The organism is Protofrankia symbiont of Coriaria myrtifolia (genome assembly GCF_900634755.1).
Lineage (GTDB): Bacteria > Actinomycetota > Actinomycetes > Frankiales > Frankiaceae > Protofrankia > Protofrankia coriariae.
In genome coordinates this window covers 1-15546 of record NZ_CAAAFS010000290.1, presented here as the reverse complement: position 1 = coordinate 15546, position 15546 = coordinate 1, and the positions used below count along the sequence as shown (strand labels likewise).

Here is a 15546-nt window from a genome sequence, read left to right as displayed (position 1 = left end):
AGTCCGCGTCGGGCCCGCGGATGCCGGCGTACTCCGATCCGTAGTCGTTAAACTGCCATCCGAACGCCCGAGCGTAGAAGTCGCGAGCTGTCGCGAGGTCGGGCGCGGGAAACTCGACGTAGTCGATGGCATGGTGGTGGTGGGACACAGGAGTCTCCTCGGTCGAGTGGTGGGTCGGCGGCCTCAGGCCGCGGGCTGCGGTGTGATGCGGTCGTGTCGGAGCAGCCGCTGGAGGTTGCTGACGGTGACGCTTCCGCGCCAGTCGAGTGCCTGACCGGCCGACCAGTGCAGAAAGTCGAAGTCCCATCCGCCGTCGTCGAGCCGCGTCCTCTCGACGCGATCCAGGTCGGCCGCGATCTGCACCGACGTGAAGAGGCGGCGGCTACGCGCGCCGGGCTGCGGGGATAGGTCGAGAGGGGTAACCCGCTCATCGTCGAGCCCGCCAGGAACCGGGATGCAGCCCATCTCGTCCGGCAGGGATCGGAGCCGATCGATGACACCGCACGCTCTGTCAGTATCCGGTACGGCATCGAGGAAACGAAGCGCGAATACGACGGTGTAGGTGTGGGGGCGCTCCACGGCCTGGAGCTCTCGCCAGCACCACTCGGTGGCGAGGTCGAGCCACGCGGATCGCGTCTCGGTTCGCCACAAGACACCCGCGAGAGCAAAGGTCAGGAACGTCGGGCCACCCGGGTTGATGAACGGGGCGTGTGGATATCCGGCACCCGTCGCACTCATCTGCGGCAGCGTGCCGTCGGGTGATGCGGCGGACGCCACCCAGTGGGCAGCGGCGTCGATCACCGGGTGTTGGGTGACACCGACCTCGACGAGGGTCTCCAGCGCCAGCAACGTGGCCGCCGGCTCGCTACCGGGTGCCCGGATATCAGGCTCCAACGCGTGCCCGAAGCCGCCATCGGCGTTCTGATAGGGCCGGAGAGCCTCAATGACCTGCTCGGCGGTCGTCGTGCCCATCAGGTACTCGAGACGGCGCCGGTCGAGCAGTCGCGCGTTGGCGTAGACGAACTGGATCGCGGAGTGGACGGCGATACTCATGGGCACGACGATGCCCGCCGATCGTCGCGGACTCTTGTACGAATCGGCCGAGCGTGCCCTGGGCGGTCACGCACCGGTGAGGAGATCCGCGACCTCGGCAAGAATGCGGTCTGCGCTCCAGGCGTCGACACCGGCTCGCTCGTCCCGCAGGCTCCGGGGTGTCGTGCCGGTCAGCAGCTTGAGGACGCGCGTCATATGGGCCTGGTCGGTGAACCCCGCATCCACAGCGACCACGGCGAGAGGGTGGTCACTGTGGTCGATCAGAGGCAAGAGCCGGTGCAGGCGACCGACCTGCGCGAGATCCCGGGGCGAAAGCCCCGTCAGTCGGCGCGCGGTACGTCGGGCCTCGCGTTCCGAAACGCCCAGACTGCGTCCCGTGTGCTCGATAACGCCGCCAGACGCATGGAGCAGGCTCTTGACGAGGTTCATCTGCCACGGCGTCGTATCGACCGTGCGCCAGCACGACGGAACCCGGCCGCGCCACACGTCATGGGTGACCTGACGGGCGAGTCGACTCCCGAGTAGGTCACCGAGCGAGAGCACCTGATCCCGAAGCTCGTTCGCCGTCGTTCGGAAGAGCAGAGGGATCGCCCACGGCTGCAGGCGCAGCCCGCGCAGCACGACCGACGGCTCGAGCTCGAGTCGATGTGGAGCCATGGTCGGCCCGACCAGAACGGCGGCCCCGAACTGGTCGACCACCACATCAGCACAGGCATCGGGAAGGACGGTGGCATTCGCACCCTGCGGGACCGATCCGCGACGGTGCCACGAGCAACGGAGCACCTCCGGCATCTCTGTCGCGAGCTCGGCGTACCCGACGTCCTGAACTCTCAACCCAACACCTCCCCCACCCTGCATCGTGCGGCGTGCCCTCTGTCCGAAGCCGCATGCTGGCGCCGATCCTCCCAGACTCGGAGGACAACCGACGGCCGTGTCGAGCGCGTCGCAGGCGAGCTGCGGCTTCGGGTGCGCGGGCGGGCGGAACGGGTGGTCTGTTCGCGGTGCGCGAGCGGAACACCCGGTCCGGCTGCTGCTGACCAGACAAGGAATCGACCTGGACCAGTTGGCCGAGGACCTGCTTGCCAGCCGGACAGCGACCTGATCGCGATGACGGGCAGGAGACGTCTGTGAGTACCGCTGTGACGGCCACCGAGTCTGACGCCGCCGAGCCGCGCGTGTGCTGGTGTTGCGGTGGCACCTATCCCGAGCCCGGACTTGTGCGGCTCGGCAGCCATCCCGAGGTTGGGATCTGCCTGCCCTGTGCGCACTACCTGCATCAGCAGGCCCGGGGTCGGGAGGACGCACGACGCCGCTCGCCCGCCGCCCGGTTACGCGACGGACTGCGCGCCGGCCTGCGCCTTGTCCATGCGGCGGCGTTGGCATGAGAACGCCGCCGTCGGCCGGCCACTGCGGTGGTTGGGCCGACGCCTTCCATAGATCACCGCATCACGGTAGACGGTTGAAGTCTGACCCTCTGGGGTCCCGCGTGGATCCCCGGAGAGTGGCTTTCCATACATCGCCAGGCGCGCGCTCCGGGCTGTCGTAGGCCACGGATCGGCCCACGTCAGTGGCCCGATCCGTGACCGGCTGGATACTGGCGACATCAGGTGCCGGCGAATCAGTGCTCGGACGAAGAAGCTGCGTCAGGAGGGCGGTGGCTCCGGTGAGCCCGGCCAGCACCCAGAGGCTGATGACGAAGGCATCGGCGATCGCGCCGGAGCGGAAGAACACCATGCCGATGACCGCCACCCCGAGCGCCCCGCCGACCTGCTGGGCCGTCGAGAGGACTCCCGCGGCCGATCCCGCGTGCCGCGGGTCGACGCCGGTGAGCACGGTCGACGCGAGCGGCACAAGCACCAGCCCGATGCCGAACCCGATGACCGCCATGCCCGGGGCAAGGTCCCAGGCCGACCCGGCATGCGCCATCTCGGCTAGCAGGACACAGCCCGCCGCCACCAGGAGCGCGCCGAGGGCGAGCACCTGGTGGCCGATCCATCGTGCCACCGGAGTCGCGACGAACAGCGCCACGAAGTAACCGGCCCCCACCGCTGTGAACGCCACTCCCGAGAACAGCGCATCGTAGCCGCGCCCGCGCTGGAGGTAGAGCGCGAGGACGAAGAAGAACGACGGCGGCACCAGCGCGAACGTCAGCCCAGCGATGCAGCCGAACGCGAAGGTCCGCACCCGGAACAGCCCCAGATCCACCAGCGGTGCCCGGCCGAGATCCGAACGACGGCGCTGATGCGCGGCGAAGCAGACGCCCAGGACCGGTGCGCCTGCGAGGCTCAGCCAGGTCCACATCGGCCAGCCGTGTTCACGTCCCTCGACGAGAGGCAGGACGAGCGCGGTGACCGCGCCCGCGCCCAGCGCCGTCCCGACCAGGTCGAGCCGTGTCGCGGCCCCGCTCGACTCCGGCACCAGCCGGCTGACCATCGGCAGCGTTGCGAGGCCGACCAGGACGTTGATCAGAAAGATCATCCGCCAGCCGAGACCAGCAACGTCGGCCTGAATCAGCGCACCACCGACGAGTTGGCCGAGCACACCGGCGATGCCCATCGCGAACCCATACGCCGCGAAGGCGGTGCCCCGCCGGGAATCGGTGTATGTGGTGCCGAGGATGGCAAGCACCTGTGGGGTGAGCAGCGCGCCGGCCGCGCCCTGCAGCACCCGGGTAGCGATGAGGAAGCCGGCCGTGGGGGCGAGGCCGCACCCCGCGGACGTGAGTGTGAACAAGGCAAGGCCGAGCGCGAACATCCGGCGGCGTCCATAGATGTCGCCGAGTCGGCCACCCGTGATCATTCCGGCCGCGAACGTCAGCCCGTATCCCGCGGCCACCAGGGACACCGCCGCTGGACTGGCGTGTAGGTCGGTCTGGATCGACGGCAGGGCGACGTTGACGATGAAGAAATCGAGGAAGGTGACGAACGTGCCGGCGAGCACCACGAGCAAGGGCGCCCAGCCGATCGTCTCTGGCCGGGTCTGGACCAGCCGGGCGTCGGCGAGAGTGGTCATCGTTTGCTCTCCTGATCGGGAAGGCCAGGAAGGTCAGCCGGGCACACGGTCGAGGAAGCCGAGCACCCGCTCGATGCGTCCGTCGGCATCGGTGACTACGACGTCGAAGCCGACCACGACCGGCTCGGCGCCCTCGGGCCCCAGGCCCCAGGTGAACCGCGCGACGTTGTGGTGGGTGTCAATCGGGCCGACCGGCGAGAAGACGAAGCCAGGGAACTGGCTCTGGATGGCGGCGATGGTCGCGGCCAACGCGTCCCGGCCCTGGACCTGCGTCAGCGGGTCGACGTAGCTGGGGTCGGCGCTCCAAAAGCGGTCGATCAGAGCCCGTCGGGCGTCGGCGTCGGTCTCGTTCCAGCACGCCAGGTAATGGTCAAGGAGATCAGACACGGCGAACTTCCTTTCGCCAGCGGAGTTTTGTCGGTCGACGACGACGATCCTGCCTGCGACAAAAGGGCCGGTCGATTCCCTCGAAGGTAATGCGTTCTCGTTACCTGGGAGGTAATCGCGGGCCCTCGAGGCGGGAGATACGGTCGCTGGTATGAGCGTCACCGCGCTACCCACTCGCCCGGTCGGTCAGCTGCTGCGCGACTGGCGCGAACGGCGCAGGCTAAGCCAACTCGAGCTGTCCAACCAGGCCGAGATATCGACGCGCCACCTCAGCTTCGTAGAGACGGGACGGTCCCGCCCGACGCCGGAGATGATCATCAGGCTCAGCGAGCACCTCAACGTTCCGCTGCGGGAACGCAACCTGTTGCTCCTGGCAGGCGGCTACGCACCCGCGTACCCGCAGCACGGGCTTGATGAGCCGGAACTCGCGAGCGTGCGGACGGCGCTGCGCCTCGTGCTATCCGGGCACGAGCCGTGCCCGGCTCTGATGATCAACCGGTGGTGGGAGTTGCTGGACGCGAACGCCGCGGTCGGCGTCATCACTGCCGGATGCGCTCCGCGTCTCCTCGAACCGCCGGTGAACGTGCTGCGGTTGAGTCTGCATCCGGACGGGATGGCGCCGCGGATCGCGAACCTCGCGCAATGGCGCGCGCACCTGCTAGGTCAGGTGCGTCGGCGAGCCGGTGAGACAGGGGACGAACGGCTAGGGGAACTACACGACGAGCTCGCCGACTACCCTGGCGGGACCGACTCGACGTTGCCGCCCAGCAACGTGGTGCTGCCGCTACGGCTCCGTCACGAGACCGGCGAGCTGTCGTTCTTCTCAATCGCGGCGAAGGTCGAGACCGCCGGCGACGTCACGGTCGACGAGCTCACGATCGAGTCCTTCTATCCCGCCGATCTTGAGACCACCCGCCGCTTGCGAGCGCTCGTGTGAGGAGCGGGCAGCCGAGCAAGTCCCAGCCCGACCACGATCCCCACGATCACGGTGGCCAGGCGGACTAGAGCCTCCAGAACCGCCAGGGTGACGGAACGCACGTTCGATTCCGTAGACGATGTTCCGGTCGGCGCGGTCACTGGACATTACCCCTGGCCAGAGCTCGAGTGGCGACTGGGCGGACGGTTATTTCGGGGCCTGCAACCAAGATCGAACGGTTCGGATGCTGGTACACAGGGTCCACCTAACTTTCGATCATGCCTTTGATCTGGGCGAATGCGGTTCGCGATCTATCGCTTTCAGCATCAACGCCGCGGAACGGTGCTGGTCGGGACCGCGACAGCTGGTTCGAGCCCCGTCTGGACGACCACGTCGCGGCCATGCGAACCGCCTCCGCCTCGCCGAGGTACTGGGCAAGCGGTGGCCCACGTCCAGACGCCGTCCACCGTTGTCGTGGCCCCGGCCACCGCGGTCTCACGTGAGCCGGCAGGACAATGCATATGGCCCTGACCGCTTCGCGTCCGTGGCTTCGCTCGTGGATGTCCTCGATTCGGCGGAGATCATGTCTGATACGTTCCGCGCACGGCTGTTCGGCAACCTCGACGAGTTGACAACCACCTCGCGACTGGTGGTGGACCGCCCGGCCGGCAGCAGGCACCCGCGGGTGCCGCAGGCCGTGTATCCCGTCGACTATGGCTACCTGGAGGGCACCGTGGCCGCGGACGGCGCCGGTGTGGACGTCTTCCGCGGCAGTGCCGTCGGCGCTGGCGTGGTGGGATTCTTTGTGACGGCGAATCCGGGCAAGCGCGACGTCGAGGTCAAGGTCCTGATCGACTGCACCGCCGACGAGATCGAGCGTGTGCGGCGACTACTCGACGACCTCCTGGGGATCGGCGGCCTGCTCGTGCGGCGGAACCTGGAGACCGCCACTGGCTCAGACGGCCCGACGGCTGGCGAAAAACTGGGTGCGCAGACGTGGCAGCAGCGGGGACGATAAGAGGCCTGGCACATGACGGGATGCCTTGAGGAGGATCGCTGAGCCGTGCCCGGTCGCGATCTTTCTCGACGGTTCTACGAGCGGGCGGTTCGGCCGCTGATCGCGGACGTGCCTCACGCTGCCGCGTTGCTCGGTGAGGGGTCCGAGGTACTCGGGTTCGACGACGAGGTCTCCACGGACCACGATTTCGGCCCCCGCGTGCAACTGTTCGTCCCTCCAGATCTCGACACCACGCCGATCGGCGTCGCCCTGGAGAGGCTGCCAGCTCGGTTCGACGATTTCCCGGTCGTCTACCCCGACAGCGACCGACACGACGGCCGACCACAGCACCAGGTGGAGGTGACCACCGCGCAGGCGTTCTTTCTCGACCGGCTCGGCGTCGACCCCGCCTGCGGGATGGATCTGGCGGACTGGCTGCTGGCCCCGACCCAGATCATGGCCAGCCTCACGGGCGGCGTGGTCCTGCACGACCCGCTCGATCTACTCACCGCGCGGCGTCGGGCACTGACCTGGTACCCCGACGACGTCTGGCGCTATGTCCTGGCGGCCGGCTGGCTGCGGGTCAGTCAGGAAGAACCGTTCGTCGGCCGCACCGGCGGCCGCGGGGACGACCTCGGCTCGCGCATGCTCGCCGCCCGCGTGGCCCGCGACCTTGTCCGGATCGGCTTTCTCCTCGAACGCCGCTGGGCCCCGTACAGCAAGTGGCTGATGACCGCGTTCGCGCAGCTGACCCTCGCCGACCAGGTCGGTCGGCACCTGCACCGCACGCTCAGCGCGACGCGGTGGCGGGAACGTGAAGCAGCGCTGTGCGCCGCAGCCCGTCACCTTGCCGACGTCACGAACCGGCTTGGTCTGGCTGAGCCTGTCGACCCCGCGCCGCGCCGCTTTCATGCCCGGGACATCCAGGTACTCGGCGCGCAACGCCTCACCCGTGCGCTGACCGATGCGATCAGCGATCCGCAGCTGCGAGCCCTCCTCACCGGGCTCGGACACCGACCCGACGGCCCGCTCGGCCATCTCCCCGGCGCGATCGACCAGGCCATCGACAGCGTCGAGATCCTCACCCAACCGAACCGCCGCCGCGACTATGCCCCCACGCTTGGACTCGGGGCATGAATCTCGCGGCAAGCTGTCCGCGGAGTGGATCGAGCAACTCGGCGGCGCCGGCGACTGGGACGCATGAGCAGATGCACCTCGTGCGTCGGACTGCTTTGCGACGCTGCGGGTCGCAGCTGGGTGGTGGTTCGCACGGCACGCAGGACGCCGGCGGGCGTCGCGCGTGAGGCGGTGCAGTCGTGCGGTTGTGGCTGTCTCTGGCGATAATGGCGATGTGACCGTCGACCTTCGTGACAGCCGGATCGCCGAGGTGTGCCGGCGCTACGGCGTCGCCGAGTTGTCCGTCTTCGGCTCGGTGGCTCGCGGCGACGACACCGACGAATCGGACGTCGACCTGCTGTACGTGCTGGCGCCCAACTCGATGCTTGGCTTCGAGATCGTCGACCTCCGAGATGATCTCGAAAAAATCGTGGGACGTCCCGTCGACCTGGTGCCCAAGTCCCGGTTGAAGTGGGTCATCCGTGACCGGGTGCTCGCGGAGGCTCGGGTCCTCTATGCGGCGTGATGAGCTCTACCTCGTCGACATGATCGAAGCCGCGGTCGCCGCGACGGCGTTCGTCCAGGATGTCGACGAGGCCGCGTTCCTGGAAAGCGATCTGATCCAGAGTGCCGTCCTCCAGAAACTCCTGGTGATCGGCGAGGCGGCCGGACGAGTATCCCCCGAGGTCCGCGAGCGCTGGCCCGACCTGCCGTGGCGGCCTGTCACAGGATTCCGCAACATCGCCGTTCACGCATACTTCGAGGTCGACTGGTCAATCGTGTGGCGAATCGCCACGACCGCGCTGCGGGAACTCCAGGAGCAACTGCTGACGCTCCTCAAAGCCGAGTTCCCACTCATCGCCAGCCAACTCGACCAGCCGCACTGACCGCGCGCTTGCCTTCGCGTTCCATGTCCGGCCACAGGTGACGATGGACCTGCGACGGAAACGTCTCCGAGCCTCGGCCGGTCTGTGGATGTGGCTGTCGGCAGACGGGCTGAGGTGCCCGGAACCGCCAGGTATACGGAACACTTGTTCGCCTCGGTGGACGATGTTGCGGTCGGTGCAGTCGGTGCGGTCACGGAGCATCGTCCCTGGCCAGGGCCCGGGTGGCGACCGGGTGGATGGCGATTTCAGGGCCTGCAACCAAGATCAATCGGTTCGGATGCTGGTACACAGGGTCCACCCCCCGTGACCTGCGCGAACAGGCCGCGGAGGTTGCTACGGAGATCGGTAACTGGCCCCGGTGGTGACGTGGTGGTGACGTTGCAACGGCAACCAGATGTCATCTCGTAGATGGCGACCACGGACAGTGGTTTCCAGTCGTCGGCCGTTGAAGAGGGCCGTGGTGGACGGCGGGTGGTACCGATAGTGCGAAGAGGCGCCGGACGGTGAGCCGGTATGCCTACGACCCTGGTCGCCGTGCGGTCGTTGTCTCCTGGGCCACCGGAAGCGGAGATCTGGCGGCAACCGTGGCCACCCTCTCCCCGGCAACCCCCGACCGCGACGCTCTGCGGCTGGTCGAACAGTTGACCTTTCTCACCGCCGCGGTGTGGCGTACCTACACCCACCCCGCAAGCGCCGCTCCGGATCTCACCGCCGGCAGCGAAGGTTGGCGATGTGACAACGACCGGCAGGCGTTCACCGGCGTGCTCACCGCAATCCTGACTCCCGAGCTCGCGCGCATCACAGATGCACCGGCGTCCCGGACGGCCGTGCGGCCGCATTTTCCCGCCACCACAGCGGCCCAGCGCAGCGCCGATACTGCCCGTGCACCCGCTCCGCGACCACCCCACACCCCGGACACACCACACCCGACGCCCGGACACGTAACCGCAGCCGATTATCGGCCCGGTCCACCCCGTCGACGAGCACACCCGACAGATGCGGAAGAAGAACCCCAAGGTCAAAGAGGCACCCGGCACATGATCACAGCAGACTGATCGTGCTCAGCGAGCACCCCGAGGGCCACTCCGATCGCAAGATCAGGAACAGATCCAGTTTTCACCCGATGCCGACAGCTGCCGAGGTGGGCACGGTTGACCGGGCTCGGACCCGTCTAGGCCCCCTGCGAGCGCGTGGATGTGGGAGGAGTCGACCAGCGCCCGGTGCAGGTCGAGCAGGCCGGCGGCGGTGCACTCGTCCAGCAGGTTCTCGTGCAGGCGCTGCCAGACGCCGGCGGCGTGCCAGTCGCGCAAGCGCCGCCAGCACGTCACCCCGAACAACGTCCTCGGCAATTCCCGCCAGGGCACGTCGTTGCGCAGCACCCACACGATCCCCTCCAGGGCCGCCCGGTCGTCGACCGGCAGTCAACCGGGGTAGCGGAGCCGCCGTTCCCGGGCCGGGATCAGCGGCTCCAGCCGCTTCCACAGTTCCTCGCTCACCGTCTCCTCGTCACGCATGACCGAGGTCTACCGGCGGAACCCGCCCGCTCCTGGTACGACACACCGCAGTTGATCAGACTTTGTGAAACGAGTTGTTAGTCGCTGGCCGGGTCGATGTCCTGATACCAGGGCGACCGGTAGGAACGCCAGTTCCGGTCAGCGGCGAAGGAAGGGGGTGGGACACCGCCGGCATCCTGGGGAGCGTCGCCGGTGGTGTTCTCGCCCTCGTTGCCGGCCGGACTCGTCGGTTGTTCCTGGGCATTCGCCTGTTGCGGTCCGGTAGCGGTCGGAGCCGTGTCGGTGGCGCTGCCGACTTTTCCGCCCCAGCAGGACCGCGATGCATTCCATGGAGCCGTGCCCTGCTGGGCGTACAGGATCCGGGCGCGTTTCCATTGCTCGGCAACGCTGGCGTTCTGTGGCAGCCCGGTTCCACCGGTCGCCTGCCACGTGCTGGGAAGAAACTGGAACAGTCCGCCGGCGCCTATCGAGTTGACGACAGTCGGGTTGCCTCCGGACTCGCATTGAACAATTGCCGACAATATCTGGTCCTCGGGCGGTGCCGCGCTGGCGGGCCCCGAGAGTCCGATGCCGGCGCCGCCGATGGCGGCGGCGAGCGTCGGAATGGCGACTAGCGCGCGGGTATAACTTGTGGTCTGCCTGGTTTTGCGATGCCGGGCACGCGCATGGGACATCTTGATGCCCTTTCCCTACGCCTGCGAGGTAAGCTGTCGGGTTCGGGCTGGGAAATGCCCGGCCGCATCCTGCGGCTTCACCCCAAGGGTGCTGTGCAGCGCCCGGGAAGTGGTTCCCCCGCTCCTGCCGTTGGTTTGACGGTCATCGGACGGGGCAGGACTCGGCGTGTTTCGCCCGATGCGCGCCCTCCTTGCGAAGGCACGGCAGAACCCTAGCCGCGAAGGGCAGCCGGCCGGCAAGGCGCGGTGAAAAAGCGCACAACCGAACGTCGACACTTGATTTCGACCTCGATTGCCGGTAGCGTGTGCATGCGCGCGCGTATATTTAAGCAGTCGCAGCAGGCGGGTCGTCTCCGTGGCATCTTTACCACCTTTTGACGCAGATTTTTGCACGCTTTGTGGACAATCGGATCGACCGGGTAGCATCGAGATTTCGAGTTCTGTTGGCAGACCGTGCCACAGGCCGTGACATTGACCATCCATGCGAAGCTGTGGCTGCGCAGAGTCAGACTCCTTGGATGACCATCCGCGCGACCAAGCCGGCGATCACGATTCTGGCGTCCGGGAATCCGCCTCTTTTCTCGGACGTTGAAACCCCGAACAAAAATGACGAAACGATGGAGCCTGCCGCAGTACATGGCCGTGATAAGCGGCAGGATTCGTACCGTCGGAAGGCGGCACCCCGGCGGTGTCGAGAAACAATGATGTTTCCCGATGTCAGTGACCATATGAAATAGAATCATTGCCGATGGTACCCGAGTCCGCCCCAACCCCCTTCCGTAGATAGAAACCATCGTCACCACAACGGTTTCTATCTACGTATTCTGGTCGGGGATGTGGGTAGGAGCACCGAACAGCCAGGCCAGGATGACGGCCGCCAGCGTCTCCGCGGTGAGCAGGGCGACGAGGACGACCAGCTGGAACCGTGCCGCGTCCGTGGGGCTTGCCCCGCCGAGCAGGGCGCCGACGAACGCGCCGGGCAAGGTGACCAGCCCGACCGTGCGGGTCTGGTCGACGGCGGGCAGCAGGGCCTCCCGGACGGCGGTACGGGTGAGGTCCGCGACCGCCTGGCGCGGTGTGGCGCCGAGGGCGAGCCAGGCCTCGACCTCGGCGCGGCGGCGCACCATCGCGTCGAACAGCCGCCGGCCGGTGAGGGTGCAGGCCGTCATGGCCCCGCCGATCACGATCCCGCCGGCTGCGACCAGATAGCGTGCGGATCGGTCGAGCAGCGGGACGGCGAAGATGATCCCGAGTGTGACCGCCGCGCCGACCGTGCAGGCGGTGAGGACCACACGCCCGGCGTGGGGGAAGCCGGTGAGGCGGCCTGTCGCGGTCAGGGTCGCGACGGTGAGCATCACGGCGAGGACCGCAATCGTTGTTGCTGGAGCGGCCAGCACCCCGCGCAATGCCAGGCCGACCAGGGCGAGTTGGGCGACCGCGCGGGCCGCGGCGGTGACCATCGCCCGGCGAAGCGGCACCCGGGCGACGGTGAGGCAGATGACTGCAACGGCCAGCAGACCACCTAGGCCCGCGGTCATCCGTACGACATCGCCCACAGGCTTACTGTGCGGCCCCGCGCCGCACAGGGTTCGGCTGGCGGGCCGACGTGAGACAGCGGGGGTCCTTGAAGCCAAAGCCGGGACCCGGCGAATTGGCTACGTAACTGAGGCGGAACCGACACCATCCAGAGCTACATGGCGGGTGGTGACTGGAGTTGACCCGAGTGCCGGACTGACTCGACGAGGTCCCCCTATCGCGCCACCGTGGAGACTGCGCCCGGTTCCACCCACCAAGGCGTCGCCGGCACCGGCCCCTTGGGCTCCGGAAGTCCACGCTGCTCGCCTGCCTGGCCGGTCTCGACAAGCCGTCGGGTGGTGCCCGTACGGGTCGGCGGAGTTCGTGTCAGCCATCGGCCCGAAGTCGAGCGGGTACGACTGCGGGCCCAGCGCATCGGCGGTCCTGCTCCGGTCCGGGAACCTCGTCCAACCTCAGCGTCTGCAACAACGTCCGCCTTACCCACGCCGTGACGGCCGTGGACGGTGGTGACGAGGACATCACAGCTCTACTCGACCACGCCGGGCTCGGGCAACCGTGCCCGCACCCTGCCGCAGGAGCTGGCCGGTGGTGAACTCGCCCGCGTGGGGCTGGCCGTCGCGCCCGCCAACGACCCCGAGGCGCTGCTCGCTGACGAGTCGACCGACGAACTCGACGGCTACACCGAGTAGCACATGCTGGGGCTGCTGCGAGAACGGGCGGACGCTGGGCACGGCGCGCTGATTGTTACATACAGCGTCGAGAGCGTCCAAACCACCGACTCATGTTATCACTCTAAGTGGCAGAAAGATCGACGTGTGGTGAGTGGGAGTTCCGCGCAGGGAGGCGCCGGGACGTGCTCGTCGACTGCCTGGACTGACCCAGCCCCGGGGGAGTACGCCGGCTCCATCTCGTCCCGGTCCGGGTCGGGCGGGAGGGTGCTGGTGGGCGAGGACCGGGCAACGCACCTGGAACCGCAGGAAGCGGGCCTCGGACCTCGAGGGGCCCGGGGGAGCCTCGGCGCGGACGAGATGGTTATCTCGTGCCGGGGCTCCCGCGCGTGCCGTCAGGATTCTCGGACAGCGATGCCCTTCAGTACCAGCTGGAGGAACCGGGTATCGTGTCCAACCAAAAATCGTTAGCGGGGCATGGCGTCGTTTCCAGCGTTTCTTGGTCGCTCCACGCCGACGGGGCCGGCTTGGAGGGTCTTCAGTCAGGTACCGGCGTTCGGGCCGAGGCCGGCGAGAAGTTCAGTCAGGGCTGTTCGTTCGTGGTTCACGTCCGGGTTCGTCGAACGAAGCGCGCGTAGCGCCGTATCGATCTTGTCATCGATTGCGGTCCAGGCGGACTTGTCCTTTGGCTTCAGGCGCGCTTCGGCGTCGTCCCACGCGGTTTCGATGTCGCCGATACGGGAGGTGGCGGAGGACTGCTGGCCGGCGTTCAGGCGATCCAGCGTGTCCTGTGTGATGGTCCGGAACTTCGAGAGGTCGCCGAGAGGAGAGGTCTGTGTTGTCTGGCCGGCGCCGGAGGCCAGGCCCGGGGTGCCGCTCTCCAGCGCGGACTTGCGCAGGAAGTATCCCGTCCCCGCGGTGACGAGAATGAGGGCCACCACGACGACCGTCTGCACCAGGCCGCCCTGTTCCGTCGGTCCTGTTGGCCCTGTCGTTGTGCCGGTGTTGTAGGTCGAGGCGGTCGGGATGACGTCTACTTTCGTCGCCGAGAAATAGACGACGATGCCGATGATCCCGGCCGCGAAGATCACGCTTGTCAGTGTGGCGCCCAGGCCCAGCCCGCCCGCGTCCGGTGACTGGGAGAGGTAGTCACCGATCGACGCGCCGAGCGGCCGGGTCAGAATGTAAATGAGCCAGAAGGCGAGAACGGGGTTGAGCCCGAATCGCCACCCGATGGCGAGAGCGGCGATCAACGCAGCCATGATGACGCCCGTCATCAGGTAGCCGATCCCGAGCACCTCGGCCATGAGATCGCCGGTTGCTGTACCGAGGGCGAAGGTGACGAGAATGGTCAGCCAGTAAAATGCCTCGCGCCGCCGGGTGAAGATCGAGTGGATGGAGAGTGTCTTCTCGGTCAGGTACCACGCGAGGAAGGTGAGCGCGAGAAGGACACCGAAGATCAGGGTGCTCGTTTCCAGTGGCACGCCGAGGTTGTCCGTGAGGTTATCGGTCACCAGCGTTCCGAAGACGCTCACGAGTGCCACCGTGAGCCAGTACTTGGCCGGTACATAGCGGCTCGCGGTGAACTGAAGGATCAGAGCACCGACGAGGAGGACACCGGTGACAACGGACGTCCCGGTCAGACCGATGTTCAGGTCGACGTTCAGGAAGTCGGCGGCCGATTCACCGACCGTCGTACAGAGGACCTTGATGATCCAGAAGAAGATGGTGACTTCTGGGACCTTGCTGAGGGGCCGACGAACCGGCGCGAGAGTGTCGTCTGCGGTGACGAGGCTGCGTTGTGAGGTCATGGGGCTCTTTCTCGGTTCGTCTGTCGCGGTGGGCGGACCGGCGACGGGGGGAGCCTGGGAGGACGGATCGGCCGTGGGGCGTCGCCTGTCGTCCAACCGCGCGGTGCTTCCTCCCCTGTCGTCGGCCCGGTGGCCAAGGCGCTGTGGTGTCGATATCCTGCACGTCGCTTCATGTAAGGAAGGTGTGAGGGCGTGCGGGCGTCAACCGCGTTTGCCGCACGCGGCGCGGACGCTGGCCGACGCGTTTCCAGCGTCAGGACGCAGAGCGCGGTCACGAGGTGGATCCGCCACCCCGCACCGCTGTGGAGGTGCCGTCCGGCGTGCGCGGATCCACATTTTCTCCACCGTCGCTCACATCATGCTCACATGATTCCGCGGCTAACGTGGCAGACGTTATCCGGCACGCGCGCCGCCCGCGCCGGGTAAACGGACCGCCGGTACCAGTCCGGCCGGTCCCGTTGGCTCCGAAAGGTCGTTCTGGTTTGCCCGGTTCCCTTGCCGTCAACGTTTTCGATCCGGCCTCCCTCACCTCCTCCTTCGGGCTGGTCGGTCTGATCCTCATCGTCTTCGCCGAGACCGGCCTGCTGGTCGGGTTCTTCCTGCCGGGCGACTCGTTGCTGTTTTTCGCCGGCGCCTACAGCGCGACTACGGCCACCGCTGACCACCCACGCTTCCATATCGGCCAGGTGCTCCCGGGGGTCATCGCCGCCGCTCTGCTCGGCGCCCAGACGGGTTACCTCATCGGCCGGCGGGCCGGGGTAAACCTGTTCGACCGGCCGGACTCCCGCCTGTTCAAGCGTGACAACGTGGAGCGGGCCAACGCGTTTCTCGACCGCTACGGGTACGAGAAGCCCATCATCCTGGCCTGTTTCGTCCCGGTTGTACGGACCTTCATGAACCCAGCGGCCGGGGTCGTCGGCGTTCCCGCCCGCACCTTCACCGTCTACAACATCGTTGGGGGTCTCGTCTGGGCGC

Annotated in this window: 16 protein-coding genes and 1 riboswitch; of the genes, 8 read left to right on the top strand and 8 right to left on the bottom strand. The window is 67.4% G+C overall.

Features of this window, described 5'->3' with window-relative positions:
• Positions 1–183: 183 nt before the first annotated feature.
• Together CM1CMNOD_RS16300 and CM1CMNOD_RS16295 are read right to left on the bottom strand one after the other, a co-directional pair.
• Positions 184–1053, bottom strand: a complete 870-nt coding sequence (locus tag CM1CMNOD_RS16300) for a hypothetical protein (RefSeq protein WP_043603915.1) — start codon at positions 1051–1053, stop codon at positions 184–186.
• A 66-nt stretch (positions 1054–1119) separates the two neighbouring features.
• Complete coding sequence (locus CM1CMNOD_RS16295; protein WP_013874685.1) at positions 1120–1887, bottom strand: helix-turn-helix domain-containing protein; 768 nt, start codon at positions 1885–1887, stop codon at positions 1120–1122.
• A 293-nt stretch (positions 1888–2180) separates the two neighbouring features.
• Between CM1CMNOD_RS16295 and CM1CMNOD_RS16290 the strand changes: the two genes are divergently transcribed.
• Positions 2181–2438 (top strand): hypothetical protein, encoded by a 258-nt coding sequence (locus CM1CMNOD_RS16290; RefSeq protein WP_013874684.1) that lies wholly within the window; start codon positions 2181–2183, stop codon positions 2436–2438.
• Between the two features lie 61 nt (positions 2439–2499).
• Here CM1CMNOD_RS16290 and CM1CMNOD_RS16285 read toward each other — a convergent pair whose 3' ends face one another.
• On the bottom strand, positions 2500–4065 hold the full coding sequence (locus CM1CMNOD_RS16285; RefSeq protein WP_013874683.1) for an MFS transporter: 1566 nt from the start codon (positions 4063–4065) through the stop codon (positions 2500–2502).
• Positions 4066–4098: 33 nt separating this feature from the next.
• A complete protein-coding gene (locus CM1CMNOD_RS16280) occupies positions 4099–4452 on the bottom strand; it encodes a nuclear transport factor 2 family protein (protein ID WP_013874682.1) in 354 nt (117 codons plus the stop codon).
• A 151-nt stretch (positions 4453–4603) separates the two neighbouring features.
• Here CM1CMNOD_RS16280 and CM1CMNOD_RS16275 point away from each other — a divergent pair, with 151 nt between their 5' ends.
• The 5 genes from CM1CMNOD_RS16275 (at position 4604) to CM1CMNOD_RS16250 (ending at position 8368) form a co-directional block, all read left to right on the top strand.
• The gene (locus tag CM1CMNOD_RS16275; protein ID WP_013874681.1) at positions 4604–5389 is read left to right on the top strand and encodes a helix-turn-helix domain-containing protein; all 786 of its coding nucleotides are present in this window, start codon (positions 4604–4606) and stop codon (positions 5387–5389) included.
• 562 nt (positions 5390–5951) lie between these two features.
• The gene (locus CM1CMNOD_RS16265; protein ID WP_013874680.1) at positions 5952–6386 is read left to right on the top strand and encodes an inorganic pyrophosphatase; all 435 of its coding nucleotides are present in this window, start codon (positions 5952–5954) and stop codon (positions 6384–6386) included.
• A gap of 45 nt (positions 6387–6431) precedes the next feature.
• Entirely contained in the window at positions 6432–7502 is a 1071-nt protein-coding gene (locus CM1CMNOD_RS16260; RefSeq protein WP_013874679.1) for a DUF4037 domain-containing protein, read from the top strand.
• A 214-nt stretch (positions 7503–7716) separates the two neighbouring features.
• Positions 7717–8007 carry a nucleotidyltransferase family protein gene (locus CM1CMNOD_RS16255; RefSeq protein ID WP_013874678.1) on the top strand — a complete coding sequence of 97 codons (291 nt, stop codon included), beginning with the start codon at positions 7717–7719 and terminating at the stop codon, positions 8005–8007.
• Positions 7997–8368, top strand: coding sequence for a HepT-like ribonuclease domain-containing protein (locus CM1CMNOD_RS16250; protein ID WP_013874677.1), 372 nt, complete (start codon positions 7997–7999; stop codon positions 8366–8368). The genes CM1CMNOD_RS16255 and CM1CMNOD_RS16250 overlap by 11 nt, the downstream gene beginning before the upstream one ends.
• 1097 nt (positions 8369–9465) lie before the next feature.
• Here CM1CMNOD_RS16250 and CM1CMNOD_RS16240 read toward each other — a convergent pair.
• The 3 genes from CM1CMNOD_RS16240 to CM1CMNOD_RS16230 form a co-directional block, all read right to left on the bottom strand.
• Positions 9466–9789, bottom strand: a complete 324-nt coding sequence (locus tag CM1CMNOD_RS16240) for a transposase (protein ID WP_083828334.1) — start codon at positions 9787–9789, stop codon at positions 9466–9468.
• A 170-nt stretch (positions 9790–9959) separates the two neighbouring features.
• The gene (locus CM1CMNOD_RS24140; RefSeq protein WP_013874675.1) at positions 9960–10556 is read right to left on the bottom strand and encodes a transglycosylase family protein; all 597 of its coding nucleotides are present in this window, start codon (positions 10554–10556) and stop codon (positions 9960–9962) included.
• A 4-nt stretch (positions 10557–10560) separates the two neighbouring features.
• Positions 10561–10733: riboswitch (cyclic di-AMP (ydaO/yuaA leader) on the bottom strand.
• 638 nt (positions 10734–11371) lie between these two features.
• The gene (locus tag CM1CMNOD_RS16230; protein WP_013874674.1) at positions 11372–12094 is read right to left on the bottom strand and encodes an ABC transporter permease; all 723 of its coding nucleotides are present in this window, start codon (positions 12092–12094) and stop codon (positions 11372–11374) included.
• A 504-nt stretch (positions 12095–12598) separates the two neighbouring features.
• On the opposite strand from CM1CMNOD_RS16230, the gene CM1CMNOD_RS16225 reads away from it, so the two are divergent.
• Positions 12599–12781 (top strand): hypothetical protein, encoded by a 183-nt coding sequence (locus CM1CMNOD_RS16225; protein WP_131772768.1) that lies wholly within the window; start codon positions 12599–12601, stop codon positions 12779–12781.
• A gap of 521 nt (positions 12782–13302) precedes the next feature.
• Here the strand turns inward: CM1CMNOD_RS16225 and CM1CMNOD_RS16220 are convergent.
• On the bottom strand, positions 13303–14571 hold the full coding sequence (locus CM1CMNOD_RS16220; RefSeq protein WP_131774067.1) for a COG4705 family protein: 1269 nt from the start codon (positions 14569–14571) through the stop codon (positions 13303–13305).
• 482 nt (positions 14572–15053) lie between these two features.
• Here CM1CMNOD_RS16220 and CM1CMNOD_RS16215 point away from each other — a divergent pair.
• Positions 15054–15546: DedA family protein (locus CM1CMNOD_RS16215; RefSeq protein WP_131774066.1), on the top strand; the 493-nt coding region annotated here is incomplete at its 3' end.

Coding starts and splice junctions, on each gene's coding strand:
- CM1CMNOD_RS16300 (WP_043603915.1), bottom strand. CDS start 1,053: ATGAGTATCGCCGTCCACTCCGCGATCCAGTTCGTCTACGCCAACGCG.
- CM1CMNOD_RS16285 (WP_013874683.1), bottom strand. CDS start 4,065: ATGACCACTCTCGCCGACGCCCGGCTGGTCCAGACCCGGCCAGAGACG.
- CM1CMNOD_RS16275 (WP_013874681.1), top strand. CDS start 4,604: ATGAGCGTCACCGCGCTACCCACTCGCCCGGTCGGTCAGCTGCTGCGC.
- CM1CMNOD_RS16265 (WP_013874680.1), top strand. CDS start 5,952: ATGTCTGATACGTTCCGCGCACGGCTGTTCGGCAACCTCGACGAGTTG.
- CM1CMNOD_RS16250 (WP_013874677.1), top strand. CDS start 7,997: ATGCGGCGTGATGAGCTCTACCTCGTCGACATGATCGAAGCCGCGGTC.
- CM1CMNOD_RS24140 (WP_013874675.1), bottom strand. CDS start 10,556: ATGTCCCATGCGCGTGCCCGGCATCGCAAAACCAGGCAGACCACAAGT.
- CM1CMNOD_RS16230 (WP_013874674.1), bottom strand. CDS start 12,094: ATGACCGCGGGCCTAGGTGGTCTGCTGGCCGTTGCAGTCATCTGCCTC.
- CM1CMNOD_RS16220 (WP_131774067.1), bottom strand. CDS start 14,571: ATGACCTCACAACGCAGCCTCGTCACCGCAGACGACACTCTCGCGCCG.